This window comes from Citreicella sp. C3M06 (assembly GCF_018860705.1).
Taxonomy (GTDB): domain Bacteria; phylum Pseudomonadota; class Alphaproteobacteria; order Rhodobacterales; family Rhodobacteraceae; genus Salipiger.
The window spans coordinates 1-18,457 of record NZ_JAHKQA010000073.1; the positions used below are offsets into that span (position 1 = coordinate 1).

23 protein-coding genes and 1 pseudogene are annotated in these 18,457 nt (G+C 63.9%); 9 read left to right on the top strand and 15 right to left on the bottom strand.

Going from position 1 to position 18,457, the window contains the following annotated elements:
- The 5 genes and pseudogenes from KO516_RS16795 to aat form a co-directional block, all read left to right on the top strand.
- Positions 1-293, top strand: a pseudogene (locus tag KO516_RS16795) (acetyl-coenzyme A synthetase); the annotation flags it as partial.
- Positions 294-557: 264 nt separating this feature from the next.
- The gene (locus KO516_RS16800) at positions 558-977 is read left to right on the top strand and encodes a hypothetical protein (RefSeq protein WP_216004949.1); all 420 of its coding nucleotides are present in this window, start codon (positions 558-560) and stop codon (positions 975-977) included.
- A gap of 155 nt (positions 978-1,132) precedes the next feature.
- Positions 1,133-1,621: an acetyl-CoA carboxylase biotin carboxyl carrier protein gene (accB, locus tag KO516_RS16805; RefSeq protein WP_216004950.1), complete on the top strand. Its 489-nt coding sequence runs from the start codon at positions 1,133-1,135 to the stop codon at positions 1,619-1,621.
- 9 nt (positions 1,622-1,630) lie between these two features.
- On the top strand, positions 1,631-2,986 hold the full coding sequence (accC, locus tag KO516_RS16810) for an acetyl-CoA carboxylase biotin carboxylase subunit (RefSeq protein WP_216004951.1): 1,356 nt from the start codon (positions 1,631-1,633) through the stop codon (positions 2,984-2,986).
- Between the two features lie 34 nt (positions 2,987-3,020).
- Positions 3,021-3,653 carry a leucyl/phenylalanyl-tRNA--protein transferase gene (gene aat, locus KO516_RS16815; RefSeq protein WP_216004952.1) on the top strand — a complete coding sequence of 211 codons (633 nt, stop codon included), beginning with the start codon at positions 3,021-3,023 and terminating at the stop codon, positions 3,651-3,653.
- On the opposite strand, the gene KO516_RS16820 is transcribed toward aat, so the two are convergent.
- The 9 genes from KO516_RS16820 to KO516_RS24585 form a co-directional block, all read right to left on the bottom strand.
- Positions 3,617-3,973 (bottom strand): DUF2155 domain-containing protein, encoded by a 357-nt coding sequence (locus KO516_RS16820; RefSeq protein ID WP_216004953.1) that lies wholly within the window; start codon positions 3,971-3,973, stop codon positions 3,617-3,619. The two genes, aat and KO516_RS16820, sit on opposite strands and share 37 nt — an antisense overlap.
- The gene (mlaD, locus tag KO516_RS16825; protein WP_216004954.1) at positions 3,973-4,419 is read right to left on the bottom strand and encodes an outer membrane lipid asymmetry maintenance protein MlaD; all 447 of its coding nucleotides are present in this window, start codon (positions 4,417-4,419) and stop codon (positions 3,973-3,975) included. Before mlaD ends, KO516_RS16820 begins: the two co-directional genes overlap by 1 nt.
- A 4-nt stretch (positions 4,420-4,423) precedes the next feature.
- On the bottom strand, positions 4,424-4,807 hold the full coding sequence (locus KO516_RS16830) for an NADH:ubiquinone oxidoreductase subunit NDUFA12 (protein ID WP_216004955.1): 384 nt from the start codon (positions 4,805-4,807) through the stop codon (positions 4,424-4,426).
- 83 nt (positions 4,808-4,890) lie between these two features.
- Positions 4,891-5,253, bottom strand: a complete 363-nt coding sequence (locus tag KO516_RS16835) for a RidA family protein (RefSeq protein ID WP_216004956.1) — start codon at positions 5,251-5,253, stop codon at positions 4,891-4,893.
- A 230-nt stretch (positions 5,254-5,483) separates the two neighbouring features.
- On the bottom strand, positions 5,484-6,749 hold the full coding sequence (clpX, locus tag KO516_RS16840; protein WP_216004957.1) for an ATP-dependent Clp protease ATP-binding subunit ClpX: 1,266 nt from the start codon (positions 6,747-6,749) through the stop codon (positions 5,484-5,486).
- Between the two features lie 151 nt (positions 6,750-6,900).
- Positions 6,901-7,530, bottom strand: a complete 630-nt coding sequence (locus KO516_RS16845) for an ATP-dependent Clp protease proteolytic subunit (RefSeq protein ID WP_216004958.1) — start codon at positions 7,528-7,530, stop codon at positions 6,901-6,903.
- Positions 7,531-7,648: 118 nt separating this feature from the next.
- Positions 7,649-8,566: a cation diffusion facilitator family transporter gene (locus KO516_RS16850; RefSeq protein ID WP_216004959.1), complete on the bottom strand. Its 918-nt coding sequence runs from the start codon at positions 8,564-8,566 to the stop codon at positions 7,649-7,651.
- A 105-nt stretch (positions 8,567-8,671) separates the two neighbouring features.
- The gene (locus tag KO516_RS16855; protein WP_216004960.1) at positions 8,672-9,280 is read right to left on the bottom strand and encodes a hypothetical protein; all 609 of its coding nucleotides are present in this window, start codon (positions 9,278-9,280) and stop codon (positions 8,672-8,674) included.
- A 53-nt stretch (positions 9,281-9,333) separates the two neighbouring features.
- Positions 9,334-9,462 carry a hypothetical protein gene (locus KO516_RS24585; protein WP_256444186.1) on the bottom strand — a complete coding sequence of 43 codons (129 nt, stop codon included), beginning with the start codon at positions 9,460-9,462 and terminating at the stop codon, positions 9,334-9,336.
- 620 nt (positions 9,463-10,082) lie between these two features.
- Here KO516_RS24585 and KO516_RS16860 point away from each other — a divergent pair.
- From KO516_RS16860 to KO516_RS16875, 4 genes are all read left to right on the top strand, one after another.
- Positions 10,083-10,418 (top strand): thioredoxin family protein, encoded by a 336-nt coding sequence (locus KO516_RS16860; protein WP_216004961.1) that lies wholly within the window; start codon positions 10,083-10,085, stop codon positions 10,416-10,418.
- Between the two features lie 5 nt (positions 10,419-10,423).
- On the top strand, positions 10,424-10,759 hold the full coding sequence (locus KO516_RS16865; RefSeq protein WP_216004962.1) for a helix-turn-helix transcriptional regulator: 336 nt from the start codon (positions 10,424-10,426) through the stop codon (positions 10,757-10,759).
- 173 nt (positions 10,760-10,932) lie between these two features.
- Entirely contained in the window at positions 10,933-11,637 is a 705-nt protein-coding gene (gene pdeM / locus KO516_RS16870) for a ligase-associated DNA damage response endonuclease PdeM (protein ID WP_216004963.1), read from the top strand.
- Positions 11,634-12,047 (top strand): PaaI family thioesterase, encoded by a 414-nt coding sequence (locus KO516_RS16875; RefSeq protein ID WP_216004964.1) that lies wholly within the window; start codon positions 11,634-11,636, stop codon positions 12,045-12,047. Before pdeM ends, KO516_RS16875 begins: the two co-directional genes overlap by 4 nt.
- Here the strand turns inward: KO516_RS16875 and folD are convergent.
- The 6 genes from folD to ftsH form a co-directional block, all read right to left on the bottom strand.
- Positions 12,044-12,940 carry a bifunctional methylenetetrahydrofolate dehydrogenase/methenyltetrahydrofolate cyclohydrolase FolD gene (gene folD, locus KO516_RS16880; RefSeq protein ID WP_216004965.1) on the bottom strand — a complete coding sequence of 299 codons (897 nt, stop codon included), beginning with the start codon at positions 12,938-12,940 and terminating at the stop codon, positions 12,044-12,046. The genes KO516_RS16875 and folD overlap by 4 nt on opposite strands.
- A 10-nt stretch (positions 12,941-12,950) precedes the next feature.
- Entirely contained in the window at positions 12,951-13,247 is a 297-nt protein-coding gene (locus KO516_RS16885) for a chorismate mutase (protein WP_216004966.1), read from the bottom strand.
- A gap of 119 nt (positions 13,248-13,366) precedes the next feature.
- Positions 13,367-15,037 (bottom strand): formate--tetrahydrofolate ligase, encoded by a 1,671-nt coding sequence (locus tag KO516_RS16890; protein WP_216004967.1) that lies wholly within the window; start codon positions 15,035-15,037, stop codon positions 13,367-13,369.
- A 69-nt stretch (positions 15,038-15,106) separates the two neighbouring features.
- Positions 15,107-15,703 (bottom strand): MOSC domain-containing protein, encoded by a 597-nt coding sequence (locus tag KO516_RS16895; protein ID WP_216004968.1) that lies wholly within the window; start codon positions 15,701-15,703, stop codon positions 15,107-15,109.
- Positions 15,704-15,715: 12 nt separating this feature from the next.
- Positions 15,716-16,492 (bottom strand): methyltransferase domain-containing protein, encoded by a 777-nt coding sequence (locus KO516_RS16900; protein WP_216004969.1) that lies wholly within the window; start codon positions 16,490-16,492, stop codon positions 15,716-15,718.
- Entirely contained in the window at positions 16,489-18,399 is a 1,911-nt protein-coding gene (gene ftsH, locus KO516_RS16905; protein WP_216004970.1) for an ATP-dependent zinc metalloprotease FtsH, read from the bottom strand. Before ftsH ends, KO516_RS16900 begins: the two co-directional genes overlap by 4 nt.
- Positions 18,400-18,457 lie beyond the last annotated feature (58 nt).

Here is an 18,457-nt window from a genome sequence, read left to right on the forward strand (position 1 = left end):
CGGTCAAGGGTCAGGGCATCTATTGCTACGTGACGCTGATGAACGATGTGGAACCGTCCGACGCGCTGGTCAAGGAGCTGCGCAGCTGGGTGCGCACCGAGATCGGCCCCATCGCCTCGCCAGACCTGATCCAGTGGGCGCCGGGCCTGCCCAAGACCCGATCCGGCAAGATCATGCGCCGCATCCTGCGCAAGATCGCCGAAAACGACTTCGCCGCCCTCGGCGACATCTCAACCCTCGCCGACCCTTCCGTCGTCGAAGACCTCATCGAAAACCGCGCAAACAAGGGGTGAATCGCCCCGAAGCCGGCTGAACTACGGACTGGGCGCGGCATTCCGCGCCCATTTTACCGGTTTCCTGTGTTTTCAAAGGCGGCCTTAACCATTGCTGCGATTCCATCGCGCCGCATGCGAAAAGACATCACACAGACTTCGCCGATGCTGGTACTCTGCAGGCAGTGGGGGCGCTGTATCTGATGGAGTATGTCTATGCAGTTCCCAAGTCTGACGCAATTTCTGGCCCCTCTGGCGACGGGCCACCCCCAGGGGCTTCCTGCGGTGCAAAACGAACCGGCCCGGATCTCGCGCGTTCAGCCAGTCAAGGAACAGGCCAGCACTGGAACCCAGACCGGCACCGATCAGGATCCCTCTGCCGAGTCCCGACAGATGGCTGCACGGCAAAGCTCGCAACGCATTTCACCGCCCTCTGTCATGCAGATCCGCATTGCAAAGATGCTTCAGGATCAGGCCGACAAGATGCATAGCGAAAGCGCCTCTGCGCCAACCACGCCAAAGCCCGCAGAATCCCTGCCCCAGACCGCCCAGACACCCGACGAGCCAGCCCCCGAACCGGTCAACGCGCACGCGCCTGAACCCGCCCCGGACCCGGACAGCCCCAAATCTGCGCCGCCTTTACCCACCCCTTATGCCTCACGCGCGGATCTGCCGACCGACACCGGCTTTGTCGAAGACCTCTGAATGACGGCCTGCCGTCACGGCTTCGTGGTGGGAAACCTGCCCTGTGCGCCGCAAATCCCTGCGCCGTCGCTTTTCATGGCGAAAGGCTTGGCCTATAAGCCCGTCAATCCACGGGCCCCCTGACACAGGCCCTGACATCTACCGGCGAGGATTGCATGAGCAAGAACACCCACGAAGCCGATGTGGCCTTCATCAAGGCATTGGCGGAGCTGCTCCGCGACAACGACCTGACCGAGCTTCAGGTCAAGCGCGATTATGCCGAGGACGACAGCCTCAACGTACGCGTCAGCCGCCATACGCACATGACCGCTCCGGTCGCGATGGCGGCCCCCGCGGCCCCGATGGCGGCGGCCACGGCCGCCCCTGCTGCGCCTGTCGCAGACACCATGCCCGAAGATCCCGCTGCCCATCCCGGCGCCGTGACCTCGCCCATGGTCGGCACCGTGTACATGCAGCCCGAACCGGGCGCACCGTCGTTCATCAGCGTCGGCCAGCAGGTGCGCGAAGGCGACACGCTGATCATCGTCGAGGCGATGAAGACCATGAACCACATTCCCGCGCCCCGCGCCGGGACCGTCAAGCGCATCCTCGTCGAGGACGGCGCCCCCGTCGAATACGGCGCTCCGCTCGTCATCCTTGAATAAGGGGGCATCATGTTCGACAAGATTCTGATCGCCAATCGCGGCGAGATCGCGCTGCGGGTCATCCGCGCCTGCCGCGAAATGGGCATCGCCTCGGTTGCCGTGCATTCCACCGCCGACGCCGACGCCATGCATGTGCGCATGGCCGATGAAAGCATCTGCATCGGCCCGGCGCAGTCTTCGGAAAGCTACCTGTCGCCCGCCGGGATCATCTCGGCCTGCGAAATCACCGGGGCGCAGGCGATTCACCCCGGCTACGGCTTCCTGTCGGAAAACGCCCGATTTGTGCAGATGGTCGAAGACCACGGTCTCACCTTCATCGGTCCCTCTGCGGCGCATATCCGAATCATGGGCGACAAGATCACCGCCAAGGATACGATGAAGGCGCTTGGCGTGCCCTGCGTGCCCGGCTCCGAAGGCGGCGTGCCCGATGTCGAGGCCGCCAAGCAGATCGGCCGCGATTTCGGCTATCCGGTGATCATCAAGGCCACCGCCGGCGGCGGCGGGCGTGGCATGAAGGTTGCCAACAACGAAGCCGAGATGGAGCGCGCCTTTCAGACCGCCCGCGCCGAGGGCAAGGCAGCCTTTGGCAACGATGAAGTCTACATCGAGAAATACCTGCAAAAACCGCGCCATATCGAAATTCAGATCTTTGGCGACGGCAAGGGCACGGCGGTTCATCTGGGCGAGCGCGACTGCTCGCTTCAGCGCCGTCACCAGAAGGTCTTCGAAGAGGCCCCCGGCCCCTGCATCACCCCTGAAGAGCGCGCGCGCATCGGCAAGACCTGCGCCGATGCCATGGCCGAGCTGGGCTATTCCGGCGCTGGCACCGTGGAATTCCTCTATGAGGATGGCGAGTTCTATTTCATCGAGATGAATACCCGGCTTCAGGTCGAACACCCGGTGACCGAGGCGATCTTTGGCGTCGATCTGGTGCGCGAACAGATTCGCGTTGCCGAACGCCGGGGGCTGTCGTTCACTCAGGACGATCTGAAAATCGACGGGCACGCCATAGAGGTGCGCATCAACGCCGAGAAGCTGCCGAATTTCTCGCCCTGCCCCGGCAAGATCAGCCAGTATCACGCCCCCGGAGGACTTGGCGTGCGGATGGATTCGGCGCTGTATCAGGGCTATTCGATCCCGCCCTATTACGACAGCCTGATCGGCAAGCTGATCGTCAAGGGACGCGACCGCACCGAGGCGCTGGCGCGGCTCAACCGTGCGCTGGCCGAGCTGATCGTGGATGGGGTCGACACCACGATCCCGCTGTTCCACGCATTGCTACAGGAACCGGCGATTCATAGCGGGGACTACAACATCCACTGGCTGGAAAAATGGCTGGCCACGGATCCGTTCAAGGCCGAGTGATGCAGCGGCAGGGGGCATTCGGGGGCGCCCGGCCATGAGCCTTGGCGCGGAGCAGCTGCTCATCGCCTACCGCTCGGGCGTCTTTCCGATGGCCGAGCACCGCGACGACCCGGAGCTGTTCTGGGTCGATCCCCGGCGGCGCGGCATCATTCCGCTTGATGGGCTGCACATCTCGCGCAGCCTTGCCCGCCGCCTGCGCAAAACTGACTATACCGTCACCGTCGACACCGCCTTCGAGGCGGTGATCGACGCCTGCGCCGACCGACCGGAAACCTGGATCAACCCCGAGATCCGCCGCTTATTTCTGGAACTGCACCAACGCGGCGTGGCGCATTCGCTTGAGGTCTGGATCGATGGAGAGCTGATTGGCGGGATCTATGGGGTCGAAATCGGCGCGGCCTTCTGCGGCGAATCGATGTTCTCGCGCCGCCGGGACGGCTCGAAGATCGCGCTTTGCTGGCTGGTGGACCTGTGCCGCCGCGCGGGGTTCACCCTGTTCGACACGCAATTCCTGACCGAGCATCTGGCCTCGCTCGGCGGGGTCGAGATCACCCGGATGGACTATCGCTTCCGCCTGCGCGACGCGCTGTCACGCAGTGCGGATTTTGCCGGAACGCCGCTGACCAGCGGTCACGAGGTCGTGCAGCGCAACACCCACACGTCATAGCGCTGGTGATCCATGGCGTTCAGCGCCGGCGACGAGGCAACCATCCAGCCCCGGAACACCGGCTCGGCCTTGCCCGCCTCGCGCACGGTCAGGAAGGCAAAGGCATCGCTGGCAGGGTCGCCTTCGGGGTAGCGGCATTCGGACATCGACACTTCGATGCGACCGAATTGCGCCATCCCGCCAGACCGGATCTCGATATCGCCCGCGCGCCCGGTCAGCTTGTCGAGCCCGCGCAGCATGGCGCCACTGCCGGTATCGGTGGCCTCCTGAGCGCTGGCGGTGCCAGCCAGAATCGTTGCGACAAGAAGAAGGAACCGCATCAGTTGCTTCCTCCGCCAACGTATTTCAGCAGAAGCGAAATCAGGCTGACAGAGCCTTGGGTGTCGACGATCTCGTCTCCGGCTTCGAGGTAGAACATCGAGCCGCCGGGGCTGATCTCGACAAAATTGCCGCCCAGCAGCCCCTCGGAGGAAATCAGGATGGCGCTGTCATCGGGCACCTGCACGCCGCGTTCCATGGTCAACGACATATCGGCGCGGTAGGTCTCGGGGTTGAGCGCGATCTCCGAAACCGTGCCCACCTTCACCCCGGCAAGGCGCACATCGCTGCCGACACTCACCCCCTCGAGCGAACGGAAGCTGGCGGTCAGCGGATAGCCGTCGCCGCCCATCGAAAATCCGGTGGTGGTAATGGCGTAGGCGCCAAAGGCGATCGCTGCGGCAAGGACGACCCCGCCGACCAGCACCTCGGTTGTGGAGGTGGTCATGGGGTTATTCCGGGCTCCAGGCCTCGTAATCCGAGCGCGGCTTGGGCTGCGGCTGGCGGATCGAGCCTTGCGGTGCATAGGCCAGCGCAGTGCCGGTCAGGTTTTCAAGATGCGGCTTTTCCCAGCTTTTATGGGTCAGCGGGCGCGTCGTCGGGGGCTGATCGAAGGTGTAATGCAGCCAGCCGTGCCAGTCGGGGCTGACGCGCGACGCCTCGATTTCGCCATTGAAGATCACCCAGCGGCGCTTGCCGTCCTTGGTCTGGTAAAAGGCGTTGCCCTGTTCATCCTCGCCGACGCGGGTGCCGTGCCGCTTGCTCCAGATAAGCGTGTTGAGCGTGGCGCCGTTCCACCAGGTCACGGCCTTCAGAAGCGAATTCAGCATTCCCATGGGCGACTCCTCGGATCTTCCTGTTTTGCTTATGGCAACTTGCAGCCCCCGCGTCCAGCACGGGGCGCTGCAAATCGGCGCGATCAGGCCGCCGGGGCCAGCGTCGTCAGCTCGATCTCGATGCGGTATTTCGGATCGATGAGGTTCGTTTCGATCATCGTGCTGACGGGCGGGTTGTCCCCGAAGGTCTCGACCAGCACCGGCCAGCAGGCTTCGAACTCTGCCGCGTCGGGCAGATAGTAGGTCACGCGCACCGCGTCGGCAAAGCTGGCCCCAGCCTCGGCCAGCGCCTTGCCGATGGTCTCGAGCGCCGAGCGGCACTGCTCCGGTGCCGTCTCGCCCTGCCCGACGGTGCCCGCGACATGCACGAACCCGCCGGCAACGACGGCGCGGCAATAGCCGATCTTTGCTTCGAACGGGCTGCCGGTGTGAATGCGTCTGATCATTCGATACTCCTGGGTGATCTGCGCTTGTATACGAGGATGCATCGGGGGAATGCCAGAGCATCAATCGCCTGACTCCACCCCGCAACAGGTGCCATTCTTCGGTGCCCTGACGAAGTCGGTAAGGCGACGTTACAAAAAATGGCGCCCCCGACAAAGCGAGAGGCGCCATCATTCTGTTTGCGATCCGACGGCGTAAGATCTTCGCCGTCAGGGTCGGGCCTCAGCCCGGCTCAGGCCGAAGCGCCTTCCTTTTTCTGGTCGGCGTAGATCATCAGCGGCTTGGCGTCCGAGTTCACCGCCTCTTCGTTGACCACGACCTCGGTCACATCGTTCATGCCGGGCAGCTCGAACATGGTGTCGAGCAGGATGCCTTCGAGGATCGAGCGCAGACCCCGTGCGCCTGTCTTGCGCTGGATGGCCCGCTTGGCCACGGCGCTGAGCGCGTCATCGGTGAAGTTGAGCTTGGTGTCCTCCATCTCGAAGAGCCGCTGGTACTGCTTGACCAGCGCGTTCTTCGGCTTGGTGAGGATGGTCACCAGCGCATCTTCGTCCAGATCCTCGAGCGTTGCGATCACCGGCAGACGGCCGACGAATTCCGGGATCAGGCCGAATTTCAGCAGATCCTCGGGCTCGAGTTCCTTGAAGATCTCGCCGACGCCACGTTCTTCCGGGTCGCGCACATCGGCACCAAAGCCCATGGCAGACCCTTTGCCACGCTGCGCGATGATCCGGTCGAGACCGGCAAAGGCACCGCCACAGATGAACAGGATGTTCGTGGTGTCCACTTGCAGGAATTCCTGCTGCGGGTGCTTGCGCCCGCCCTGCGGTGGAACCGACGCCACGGTGCCTTCCATCAGCTTGAGCAGCGCCTGCTGCACGCCCTCGCCCGACACGTCGCGGGTGATCGACGGGTTTTCGGACTTGCGGGTGATCTTGTCGACCTCGTCGATGTAGACGATGCCGCGCTGCGCCCGCTCGACGTTGTATTCGGACGATTGCAGCAGCTTGAGGATGATGTTCTCGACATCCTCGCCGACATAGCCCGCTTCGGTCAGCGTGGTCGCATCCGCCATGGTGAACGGCACGTCAAGAATACGCGCCAGCGTCTGCGCCAGCAACGTCTTGCCGCAGCCGGTCGGACCGATCAGCAGGATGTTCGACTTCGCCAGTTCGATGTCCGCGGACTTCTGACTGTGGTTCAGTCGTTTGTAATGGTTGTGGACCGCAACCGAGAGCACGCGCTTGGCCGTGAACTGGCCAATCACGTAATCATCGAGCACGTCGCAGATTTCGCGCGGGGACGGGACGCCCTCGGACGATTTCAGTCCGGCGCCCTTTGTTTCCTCGCGGATGATGTCCATGCACAGCTCTACGCATTCATCGCAGATAAACACCGTCGGTCCCGCAATCAGCTTGCGGACCTCGTGCTGACTCTTGCCGCAGAAGCTGCAGTAGAGGGTGTTCTTGCTGTCACCGCCGCCGGAATTGGTCGCCATATCACACCTTTCAGGGCCTTTGATCGCCTGGGCGAGCTCCCATTGCCCGCCGTGGCCCGTTCTCTTTTAGCATCCTGTAGAGGATAGGGCAGACCCCTTTGCTCTACAATCCGGAAATTGCCCCGCGACCCGATGGCCCCGGGGCAAGCACTCAGGCCGCGTCGTCCGTGCCGCCGCGCTTCTCGACGATCTCGTCGATCAGGCCCCAGGCCTTGGCATCCTCGGGCGACATGAAGTTGTCGCGCTCGAGCGCCTTCTCGACCTCTTCGAGGGTGCGACCGCAATGCTTCACATAGATCTCATTGAGGCGGCGCTTAAGCTTCAGCGTCTCCTCGGCGTGGATCATGATGTCGGTCGCCTGACCCTGATAGCCGCCCGACGGCTGGTGGACCATGATCCGGCTGTTAGGCAGCGAGAACCGCATTCCCGACTCGCCCGCCGCCAGCAGCAGCGAGCCCATCGAGGCCGCCTGACCGATGACCAGCGTCGACACCTTCGGCTTGATGTACTGCATGGTGTCGTAGATCGACAGGCCCGAGGTCACGACGCCGCCGGGGCTGTTGATATACATCGAAATCTCTTTCGACGGGTTTTCCGCCTCGAGGTGCAGCAGCTGCGCCACGATCAGCGACGACATACCATCATGCACCGGGCCGGAAACGAAAATGATCCGCTCCTTCAGCAGGCGCGAGAAAATGTCGTAGGCCCGTTCGCCGCGGCTGGTCTGTTCGACCACCATCGGAACGAGCGTGTTCATGTATGTCTCGATTGGATCTTTCATATGTGCCTGCCTGTCGTAACTCTGTGATGCCTAGCCGGGTGGTGTTGAGAGATTCTTAGTATCGGGCCGGAGGGGCTGCAAGGGCTGCCGCCCGAATTGGCACCGGTTCGAGGATGCATCAGCTGTCGCCCCATTGCGCCGGAGCGGCGCAGGCATGCCGCGCGCACTCCATCTCCAGCACCACATGCGAGATGCCGAACCGCGCCTTCATCCGCGCCTTGACCTCTGCCTTGATGTCGTCGGCCCTGCCCCACGCACCGTCGATGACGACAAGATGCGCCTGCAACGCGGCAGTGTGTTCGTCGATCTGCCAAAGATGCGCCTCGTGCACCCCGGCGACCCCTTCGATCGCCTGCGCCTCGCTCAGCACCTGCGAAGGCGCCAAGGCCGGAGGGCTGCCGAGCATCAGAATGCGGATCACCCCGCCGATTTCGGACAGCGCCATCCAAAGGATATAGCCCGCGATCAGCAAGGTCACCGCCGGGTCGATCCAAGTCCAGTCGAACAACAGGATCAGCGTGCCCGCAAGGATCACCGCAACCGAGCCCAGCGCATCGGCGACGTTGTGCAGAAAGGCCGCGCGGATGTTGACGCTGTCCTTCGACATCGCCCAGGTCAGCATCGCCGTCACCAGATCCACCAGCAGGGCCACAGCAGCGATGATTACCACCAGCCAGCCCTCGACCGGCTCAGGCGACAGGAATCGCAGCACCGCTTCCATCGCAAGATAGATCCCGATCACGATCAGCGTGGTGTAATTGACCAGCGCGGCCACGATCTCGGCCCGCGCATAGCCAAAAGGCATATCCTCGTTCGCCGGTCTGCGCGCGATGCGCCGCGCCACGGCGGCGATGATCAATGAGATCGCATCCGAGAAGTTGTGCAGCGCATCCGCGATCATGGCAAGGCTGCCCGACACGATGCCGCCAGCAACCTGAACCACCGTCAGGCCAAGGTTCACCGAGATCGCCCCGATCAACCGCCCATCGCCCGCATTCTGGTCAATCGAGTGGTGATGGTGGTGGTCGTGGGGCATCGTGTCTCCTGAGCGTTGCCGATAAGCCTGCACGGCATTTGCCCCACTAGGTGGCTGCCACTCCGCCAAGGTCAACCCCGAAGCGGTCACCTGAGCGCAGCGCTCTCACGGTGCAAGCGGATCTGGCCGCACAAGGCGCCCCTCCAACGGGGTTCTGGCGTACCAGGGTTTGCGCCCAAATGTGCGATCCCACAGCATATCGGATTGGGGGCGCCACCGGTACCGATCATCCGTCACCAGCTTCCAATACAGGTTGCCGCTGCGGCGACAGCCATCCAACACCAGCCCGCTCGTCAACGGCGCGCCTTTTGCGGTTACCACCACGGTGCTATGCGCAAACGGCGTGTTGATCGACGGGTCGGCCATCGCCATGCGCAGATCAAGCGTGCGCGGCGCTTCCTGCAACAGCCTTTGCAGGTGCCTGTCCGCCCATTTTGCACAGACCGCCGGCGTCTTGATATCGAAAACGGGCGGGCGTCTCGCGTTCAGCGCCCCCAGTTTCGCCTGATAGTCGCGCAAGAGCACATGCGGATAGGTATACGCCACCGAACTGATCCGTTTCGCCTCGTCATAGGCAACCCCCGGCCCCAGCCGCATGATTGCCAGTGTCAGCGCGTCGCGGTCGCTGTCCCTGATCTGGCCAGGAGGTGGGGGTGGCCCGACCGAACAGGCCGCCAGCGCAAGCAGAACAACAAGAAGAAGCAACTGGTTCATGCGGTGATCCGTAGCACCGCGATCGGAAAAATACGGTTAACGCCAGCCTGCGGTCAAAGCTTGAATCCAACCGCCCTTGGCACGCTGCCCGGCGCGATATCGTCGCCCCGTGGCACAAGGCCGACGGCAGCGCCAAAGGCAATAAAGCCGGCAAGCCACAGAATTCCCATACGAAAGGTCATCTACCAAACTCCTCGAACTGCCGCCCTGAAATTGAACGGCCCTGATGAAGACACGGCTGGGCAGAAAAACCTGCGCCAGAAACACCACCAGTCTGACTGGTTCCACCGCGACCTGCAACGGAGGGATTCCAGACCGCCGATAACGGCAAGACGCCGCCCCTTGGATGGGACGGCGCAGAAACGATCCCAATGGCAGGAGGTTGCGGAATACCTTTGAAAGGCTCGATCTCCGCGTCGCTCTCACTGCCTATACGCCGGTCGGCGAATGGCAACTTGCTGCCTTTCCCAAAGCGTCAATGGTCGGCAGGCTGACGCTGTCCCAAACAAAGCCCATGCCGCGGAGGATCATCGCCACCCCGGTGGCAAAGCACAGCTGCAACCGCCCCATGGTACAGGCTGCAGGGTAATGAGACGCAGACCGGCCAGCGCCGCCCCCGTGCAGCACATATCAAGCAAGACCCTTGTCGCTTGTTGAATTCATACATTCATATTATGTTAATCGTTAAACCCTAATCAATCGGTCTGCGATGATCCGTCTGCGCAACATACGCTCTGCCCTGCTGGCTGCGCTTTGCGCACTGCCGTTTCTTGCACTGCAGGCACCGGCAGAACCGCACTCAGTGCTGATCGAACAGCCCGGATGTGCCTGCGGCACCATCGAAATCACGCCCCCCTATCCCGAGACCTCCGCAGGACGCTTTGCGCCGCGTTTGCAGGCAGAACTGCGCGAAATCCGGGTGGACGGCATTGTAGACAAGCGCAAGCCCTTGTTCACACCGGCCTTTCTTGTTGTAAACGTCGACGTTGAGCGACCCCGGTTCGAAAGCCATCCGGGGGCGGATTTCTCTTGGCCGACGCGGGACAGGATGTGGACCGCACATTCCGGCTACCGCCTCGAACTGGCGCCCCCAGAGGGCGCAGCCACGACGCCGCAAGGCCCTCCGGATGGTGGATGACGAACATGACACTCCCCGTGATCAACGACAAGATGAGCACCGAAGAGCTCGACCGCATCGCCAAAAAGGCGGCCAATGCCGCGGCCTTTCTCAAGGCGATCAGCCACGAGGGGCGGCTGATGATCCTGTGTCACCTTGTAAGCGGCGAAAAATCGGTGACCGAACTCGAAGACCTGCTGTCGGCCCGGCAGGCGGCGGTGTCGCAACAATTGTCGCGGCTGCGGCTCGAAGGGTTGGTCGTGCCCCGCCGCGAAGGCAAGGCGATCTATTACCGCCTCGCCGACGACCGCCCCAAGCGGATGCTCGAAACGGTCTACGAGCTGTTCTGCGGCGACGACTGAGCGCGCCGAACCCTTGCGCGCGGCGCATGGTCTGTTGCCAGTGCATCCTGCAGACGGAGGAAACCCTCGGCTAGTTCGCGCGGCCTGATCTGCGCCAGCTGATCCGTGGCGTCACCCCTGCCCACTAGCGCGCCCCTTGCGAAGCCGCGCCCGTCGTGGCAATGGAACATGTCATGAACACCCACGATTTCCGCTTCCATGGCGCGGATCTGCGCGCCATGCCCTCTGGCGCGCTGCATTGGCCGGGCGAAGACCTGCTTGTCGTCTCGGATCTGCATTTCGGCAAATCCGCCCGTCTGTCTGCGGTTGGCGGCGCCGCCCTGCCCCCTTACGAGACGCGCGAGACCTTGCTGAAGCTCGACGCAGATCTCGAGGCAACGCAGGCCAGCCAGGTGATCTGTCTGGGCGACAGCTTCGACGCCATCGGCATCGCCGATGAGCTGCCCGAGGATGACCGGCTGTGGATTCTCCGCCTGCAGGCGGGGCGCAGATGGATCTGGATCGAAGGCAACCACGACCCCGATCCCGCCGCGCTTGGCGGCACTCATCTGGCAGAGGCCCGGATCGGCCCGCTGCTGTTCCGGCATATCGCACAAGAGGGTGCCAGCGCCGAAGTCTCGGGGCATTACCACCCCAAGGCTCTGCTGAACCTGCGCGGGCGCCGCTTGTCGCGCCCCTGTTTCCTGATCGACGCGGTGCGGCTGATCATGCCAGCCTACGGCGCCTATACCGGCGGTCTGCGCTGCGATCGCGCGCCGCTGAACACGATGATGGGCGATGGGGCGACGGCGATCCTCACCGGGCCAAAGCCCTGCGCCCTGCCAATGCCACGCCGCGCCTTGCCAGCCGCCGTGCCGCCCGGCACCATGCGCCGATGAACATTGAACAACGCATCCGCGACAGCTTTGCCCGTCAGGGCATGATGGAAACGCTTGGCGCGCGGCTGCGCAGCATCCGCGCCGGCGCCGTCGAGATCGAGGCTCCGATTCGCGCCGAGGTCTCGCAGCAGCAGGGCTTTGGCCACGCCGCGCTGGCCTTTGGCATCGGCGACAGCGCAGCGGGCTATTCCGCCCTGTCGATCCTGCCCGAGGGCATGGAGGTGCTGGCCTCGGAAATGAAGATCCACCTGCTGGCCCCCGCAAGGGGAGAGCGGCTGATCGCGCGCGGGCGCATCATCAAGCCGGGGCGACGGCTGGTGATCGCCGCCGCCGATGTGTTTGCGCTGTCAGATCAGGGCGAGGTTCAGATCGCCCTGCTGATTGGCACCATCGTGCCGGTGCCGGCTTAGGCGGTCAGCCCCTCGGGCTCGGCAAGGCCGTTGGCGCGGCAGCAGGCGGTCACCGTGTTGGCCAGAAGACAGGCGATGGTCATCGGACCAACCCCGCCCGGCACCGGGGTGATTGCCCCGGCCACCTGCGCGCAGCTGTCGTAATCGACATCGCCCACAAGCCGGGTCTTGCCGGTCTCGGGCACATCGATGCGGTTGATGCCGACGTCGATCACCGTCGCGCCCGGCTTGATCCAGTCGCCCGGCACCATCTGCGGGCGGCCCACCGCTGCCACCACGATATCGGCGCGGCGCACTACCTCGGGCAGATCCTTCGTCCGCGAATGGGCGATGGTCACCGTGCAGCTTTCGCCTAGCAGCAGCTGCGCCATCGGCTTGCCGACGATATTGCTGCGCCCGATCACCACCGCGTTCAGCCCCGACAAGCTGCCAAGCTGCTCGCGCAGCATCATCAGGCAGCCCAGCGGCGTGCAGGGCACCATGCTTTTCTGACCTGTGCCCAGAAGCCCGACGTTGGAGATATGGAACCCGTCGACATCCTTGGCCGGGTCGATGGCATTGATCACCGCATCGGCATTCATATGCGCGGGCAGCGGCAGCTGCACGAGAATGCCATGCACCGCCGGATCGGCGTTGAGCCGCGCCACCAGCGCCAGCAGGTCGGCCTCGGGGGTGTCGACCGGCAGCTTGTGCTCAAAGCTTTGCATCCCGCATTCGACGGTCTGCTTGCCCTTGTTGCGCACATAGACCTGAGACGCCGGGTCTTCGCCCACCAGCACCACCGCCAGCCCCGGCGTGATGCCGTGATCCGCCTTCAGCCGCGAGACATGCTCCGCCACTTTTTCCCGCACCTTGGCCGCAAAGGCCTTGCCGTCGATGATGCTTGCCGCCATGCGCTTTTCCCTATTCCCGCCCAAGCGCGGTTTCCTCGCGCCGGATCGACCATTCCACCAGTTCCGTCCAGATGTATTCCGCCAGCGCAGGGTCCCAGCCATCGCGCGCGGCGTTCGCACGCGCGTTCGCGATCACCTCGTCGACCCGCGCATCGATCCGCGCCGGCCAGCCATTGGCCGCCTTGAGTTCGGCGGCGCGGCTGATCAACTGCGCCCGATGCGCCAGCAACGCGCTGAGCTCGGCGTCGGTCCTGTCGATCTCGACGCGCAATTCGGTCATGTCCGAAAGGGTTGCGGGGTCGCGCATCCGGGGCTCCTGTATGACTTGCCCCCTGATGCCGCAGCCGCGCCGGATGTTCAACGCACCGACGCGACGAAATGCACAAAGCTTGCGTCACCGAGGTTTCCGAAAGGCGACGACGCGGCTCAGAACAGCCCCTCGACCTCGCCCGCGGCATTGAGGCGGATACCCTCGGCGGCGGGGCGACGCGGTAGGCCGGGCATGGTCAGGATGTCGCCGCAGATCGCCACGACGAATCCCGCGCCCGCCGCAAGCCGCACTTCGCGCACCGGCACCACATGGCCTTCGGGGGCGCCGCACAGCAGCGGGTCGGTGCTGAAACTGTACTGCGTCTTGGCCATGCAGACCGGCAGATGGCCGTAGCCGAGCGAATCCCATTCCTTGAGCTGATCAAGGATGCGGGTATCGGCGGTGACCTCATGAGCGTGATAGATGCGTTCGGCCACGCATTGGATCTTGTCCCACAGGGGCATCTCATCGGGATAAAGCGGCGCGAATTGCGTGCCCCCGGCATCGGCGATCTGCGCCACGCGCCGCGCCAGATCCTCGGTCCCTGCACCGCCATCGGCCCAGTGGGTGCACAGATACGCCTCGGCCCCCTGCCCCGCAACATAGCTCTGGACGGCCTCGATTTCGGCCGGGGTGTCGCCGGTGAAATGGTTGATCGCCACCACCACCGGCACACCAAAGCCCTTGATGTTCTGGATATGCCGCCCAAGGTTGGCACAACCGCGCGACACGGCTTCGGCGTCTTCGCTGCCAAGCGCGTCCTTGCTGACCCCGCCGTTCATCTTGAGCGCCCGCACCGTCGCCACCAGCACCACGCAATCGGGGGTCAGCCCGGCCTTGCGGCACTTGATGTTAAAGAATTTCTCCGCCCCGAGATCCGCGCCAAAGCCCGCCTCGGTCACCACGTAATCGGCCAGCTTCAGCGCGGTGCGCGTGGCGACCACGGAATTGCAGCCATGGGCGATATTGGCGAACGGGCCACCATGCACGAAGGCCGGCGTGTGTTCCAGCGTCTGCACCAGATTGGGCTGCATCGCCTCGCGCAGCAGCACGGTCATCGCGCCATCGGCCTTGATGTCGCGCGCATAAACCGCCGAGCGGTCGCGCCGATAGGCGACGATCATGTCGCCCAGCCGACGTTGCAGATCGTTCAGGTCGTCGGCAAGGCACAGGATCGCCATGACCTCCGACGCAACGGTGATGTCAAAGCCGCTCTCGCGCGGAAAGCCATTGGGCACCCCGCCAAGCCCACAGACCACGTCGCGCAGCGCCCGGTCGTTCATATCGACCACCCGGCGCCAGACCACCCGGCGCAGGTCGATATCCTGCTCGTTGCCCCAGTGGATGTGGTTGTCGATCATCGCCGCCAGCAAGTTGTGGGCGCTGGTGATGGCATGGAAATCGCCGGTGAAATGCAGGTTCATTTCTTCCATCGGGACGATCTGCGCATGACCGCCGCCCGCCGCGCCGCCCTTCATGCCAAAATTCGGCCCGAGCGAGGCTTCGCGAATGCAGATCGCCGTCTTCTTGCCGATCCGTGCCAGCCCGTCGCCCAGCCCGACGGTGGTGGTGGTCTTGCCCTCGCCCGCCGGGGTCGGGTTGATCGCGGTGACAAGAATCAGCTTGCCGCTCGCGCGCCCGTCCAGCCCGGCGATGAAGTCGCGGCTGACCTTGGCCTTGTCATGCCCATAAGGCAGCAGGTGTTCGGGCGGAATGTCGAGCGTTGCGCCGATCTCGAGGATCGGGCGTTTGCTGGCGGCGCGGGCGATCTCGATATCAGGGATCATGGTGGCTCCTTTGGCTGTTGCCGCGACCATGTACCGGAAAAGACAGGAGACGAAAGCCGATAGACGGTCTTAGCCCAGCACCGCCTCGGCATGGGCCCAGAGCCGTTGGTCGGGGACATGCAGCGTCAGCGTGTCGCCAAGGCGCAGCGTGCCGGGGCGCTCGACCCACGCGGTGATGCCGCGCCGCGACTCGGCGGCGCGCTTGTACAGCTTGCCAAAACCTGCCCGGTCTTTCTCGATCTCGCGGCCGGGCAAGACGCAGGGCCGGTTTTCCATATCGACCACCAGCGTCGCCCCGTTCGGCCCCTGCAGGCGCGACGAGGGCGGCAGATGTGTCAGGTCGGGCAGGCCTTCGACGATGATCGAGGCGCCGACCCATGCCGGATCGAGCGCATCGAGCCCCATCAGCGCGGCGGTCTGGGCGATCTCTTCGGCAGAGAGCACGGTCAGCTGGCGCACATTGGCGATCGGCGTGCCGCGCGGATGTTGCGCCGTAACGCGGCTGCACGCGGCGCGGGTCAGGCCCGAATGCCGCTCACCGGCCACGCCTTCAAAGCTCAGCTCCAGCGCCTCGCATGGCTCTGATCGCAGAGCGCCGCCATCAACCGGGACCCGCCCGAGCCAGCGGATGGTTCCGGTAAAATCGGTGGGTTTCAATGCCGGCATTGCAGGGCCTTTTCAGATGGTGAGGGTAAAGAACAGGCGACGGAACGGGAACAGCACCCGCCCGTTTGCGCCGGTCGGATAGGCAGATCCAACCACGGTTTCATAGGCGGCGATCAGGCGGGCCTGTTCGGCCTCGCTCAGCGCGTTCAGCACCGGGCGGGCAAAGGTCGCTTCGGTAAAGCGGCGCACCGGGTGGCCGTCGCCCTCATCGCTCAGTTCCTGATAATATTCCGTCTCCCACAGGGTGACGGTGCCCAGCGAGGACAGCAGGTGGTGGTATTCCGCCGGCAGCATCACCCCCGGAATGGATTCGGGATCAATGGCATCCGGAAACAGTTCATGCGCCATGGTCAGCCATAGCCGGTGCGAGGGCGCGTTGTTCTGATGCGGCATCTGCACCGCCAGCGTGCCGCCGGGGGCCAGATGGCCCGCCAGCCGTTCCAGCAGGGTTTCGTGATCCTTGACCCATTGCAGCGAGGCATTGGCAAAGATCAGCGCCGCCGGAACCTCGGGGGCCCAGTCCGACAGATCGGCCTGAACCAGCGCATCGTAGCAGCCGGTTGCCCGCGCCTTTTCCAGCATCGAGGCGCTGAGATCGACGCCGCTCACCGGGCGCTTCAGCGCCTTGAGCGCCGGGCCTGCCGCGCCGCTGCCGCAGCCAAGATCGACGACCCCGCCTTCGGGCAAAGGCCCGACGGCGCGCAGCAGATCCATTGCGGGGCGCAAACGAAGACCCCGGAACTTGTGATAAAGTCCGGGGTCCCAGTCGCGATGGACGCTTTCACTCATGCGGTGGGCTCGGGTTCCATACTGCCGTCGCCCTCGGGTTTTGCCTTGGGCTTGGTCTTGGGGATCGCCGTGATCGACGGCGTATCGTCGGAATCGTCGTCCTTGCTCGTCGAATGGGGCGGTTCGCCGCGCATCACGCGCTTGATCTCTTCGCCGGTCAGGGTCTCGTATTCCAGCAGGCCCTGCGCCAGACGTTCCCAATCTTCGTTATGATCGGTCAGGATCTGGTAGGCGCGGTTGTAGGCTTCGGTGATGAAACGGTTCACCTCGTCCTCGATCAGCTCCTTGGTGTGAGCCGAAACCGACAGGCCGGCGGTGTTGCCCTGATAGCCTTCATGCGCTTCGGAATAGTCGATGTTGCCGACCTTGTCCGACATGCCCCAGCGCAGCACCATGGCCCGCGCCAGTGCCGACGCCTGCTGAATGTCGCCCGCCGGGCCGTTCGACACGTTGGCCGCACCGTATTTGATGATCTCGGCGGCCTTGCCGGCCATGGTCATCGCCATCTTTTCCTCGCACTCCGAGAGATGCCAGTTCAGACGGTCGATTTCCGGCAGCGACACCACCATGCCAAGCGCACCGCCGCGCGGGATGATCGTGGCCTTGTAGACCGGGTCGCATTGCGGCAGCAAAAGGCCCACCACGGCGTGACCGGCCTCGTGATAGGCGGTCTTTTCCTTTTGCTCGGCGGTCAGGACCATGCTGCGACGCTCGGCGCCCATCATGACCTTGTCCTTGGCGTTCTCGAAATCTTCCATAGTGACAAAGCGGCGGCCAACGCGGGCGGCGGTCAGGGCCGCCTCGTTCACGAGGTTGGCCAGATCCGCGCCCGAGAACCCGGGAGTGCCGCGCGCGATGATGCGCAGATCGACATCGGGGCCAAGCGGGGTCTTGCGCGCATGCACGCCAAGGATCTTTTCGCGGCCCTTGATGTCGGGGTTGCCCACCATGACCTGACGGTCAAAACGGCCCGGACGCAGCAGCGCAGGGTCAAGCACGTCGCGCCGGTTGGTCGCGGCAACGATGATCACGCCCTCGTTGGCCTCGAAACCGTCCATCTCGACCAGCAGCTGGTTAAGCGTCTGTTCGCGCTCATCATTGCCACCGCCATAGCCAGAGCCACGGTTGCGGCCCACAGCGTCGATCTCGTCGATGAAGACGATGCAGGGCGCGTTCTTTTTCGCCTGCTCGAACATGTCACGCACCCGGCTTGCACCGACGCCGACGAACATCTCGACAAAGTCGGAACCAGAGATGGTGAAGAACGGCACGCCGGCCTCGCCCGCGATGGCGCGTGCCAGCAGCGTTTTACCGGTGCCCGGAGGGCCGACCAGCAGCGCACCCTTGGGGATCTTGCCGCCAAGGCGGGAATATTTCTGCGGGTTGCGCAGGAATTCCACGATCTCTTCGAGCTCTTCCTTGGCCTCGTCGATCCCGGCGACGTCGTCAAAGGTGACCCGCCCGTGCTTTTCGGTCAGCAGCTTGGCCTTCGACTTGCCAAAGCCCATGGCGCCGCCTTTGCCGCCACCCTGCATCCGGTTCATGAAATAGATCCAGACGCCGATCAGCAGCAGGAAGGGCAGAAGGCTCAGCAGAAAGGCCTGAAAGCCCGATTGTTCCTGCTGTTCGGCCCGCACCGTCACGTTGTTGTCGATCAGCAGATCGGTGACCTGCGCGTCCTCGGGCTTGACCGTGACGTAATCGTTGCCGTCGCTGCTGCGATAGCGGATCTGCTCGCCGTCTATGGTGACCGAGCTGACACTGTTGTCCTCAACCGAGTTCACGAAATCCGAATAGCTGATTTCGCGGCTCTGCAGGGTGCTGCCACCCCCTGAAAACAGGTTGAACAGAGCCAGAATGAGTAGAAACAGGACCACCCAGAAGGCGATATTGCGTGCGTTGCCCAAGGAATCCTCCAAACATGCGTCGCGCGCCCCTGACAGGAACGCGTTTGTTACAACATAG

Coding starts and splice junctions, on each gene's coding strand:
- mlaD (WP_216004954.1), bottom strand. CDS start 4,419: ATGACCACCTCCACAACCGAGGTGCTGGTCGGCGGGGTCGTCCTTGCC.
- KO516_RS16820 (WP_216004953.1), bottom strand. CDS start 3,973: ATGCGGTTCCTTCTTCTTGTCGCAACGATTCTGGCTGGCACCGCCAGC.
- pdeM (WP_216004963.1), top strand. CDS start 10,933: ATGAACACCCACGATTTCCGCTTCCATGGCGCGGATCTGCGCGCCATG.
- KO516_RS16895 (WP_216004968.1), bottom strand. CDS start 15,703: ATGCCGGCATTGAAACCCACCGATTTTACCGGAACCATCCGCTGGCTC.
- clpX (WP_216004957.1), bottom strand. CDS start 6,749: ATGGCGACCAATTCCGGCGGCGGTGACAGCAAGAACACCCTCTACTGC.
- KO516_RS16830 (WP_216004955.1), bottom strand. CDS start 4,807: ATGGGAATGCTGAATTCGCTTCTGAAGGCCGTGACCTGGTGGAACGGC.
- KO516_RS16900 (WP_216004969.1), bottom strand. CDS start 16,492: ATGAGTGAAAGCGTCCATCGCGACTGGGACCCCGGACTTTATCACAAG.
- KO516_RS16835 (WP_216004956.1), bottom strand. CDS start 5,253: ATGATCAGACGCATTCACACCGGCAGCCCGTTCGAAGCAAAGATCGGC.
- aat (WP_216004952.1), top strand. CDS start 3,021: ATGAGCCTTGGCGCGGAGCAGCTGCTCATCGCCTACCGCTCGGGCGTC.
- folD (WP_216004965.1), bottom strand. CDS start 12,940: ATGGCGGCAAGCATCATCGACGGCAAGGCCTTTGCGGCCAAGGTGCGG.
- KO516_RS16885 (WP_216004966.1), bottom strand. CDS start 13,247: ATGCGCGACCCCGCAACCCTTTCGGACATGACCGAATTGCGCGTCGAG.
- accB (WP_216004950.1), top strand. CDS start 1,133: ATGAGCAAGAACACCCACGAAGCCGATGTGGCCTTCATCAAGGCATTG.
- KO516_RS24585 (WP_256444186.1), bottom strand. CDS start 9,462: ATGACCTTTCGTATGGGAATTCTGTGGCTTGCCGGCTTTATTGCCTTT.
- KO516_RS16890 (WP_216004967.1), bottom strand. CDS start 15,037: ATGATCCCTGATATCGAGATCGCCCGCGCCGCCAGCAAACGCCCGATC.
- KO516_RS16875 (WP_216004964.1), top strand. CDS start 11,634: ATGAACATTGAACAACGCATCCGCGACAGCTTTGCCCGTCAGGGCATG.
- KO516_RS16845 (WP_216004958.1), bottom strand. CDS start 7,530: ATGAAAGATCCAATCGAGACATACATGAACACGCTCGTTCCGATGGTG.
- KO516_RS16850 (WP_216004959.1), bottom strand. CDS start 8,566: ATGCCCCACGACCACCACCATCACCACTCGATTGACCAGAATGCGGGC.
- KO516_RS16855 (WP_216004960.1), bottom strand. CDS start 9,280: ATGAACCAGTTGCTTCTTCTTGTTGTTCTGCTTGCGCTGGCGGCCTGT.
- KO516_RS16865 (WP_216004962.1), top strand. CDS start 10,424: ATGACACTCCCCGTGATCAACGACAAGATGAGCACCGAAGAGCTCGAC.
- accC (WP_216004951.1), top strand. CDS start 1,631: ATGTTCGACAAGATTCTGATCGCCAATCGCGGCGAGATCGCGCTGCGG.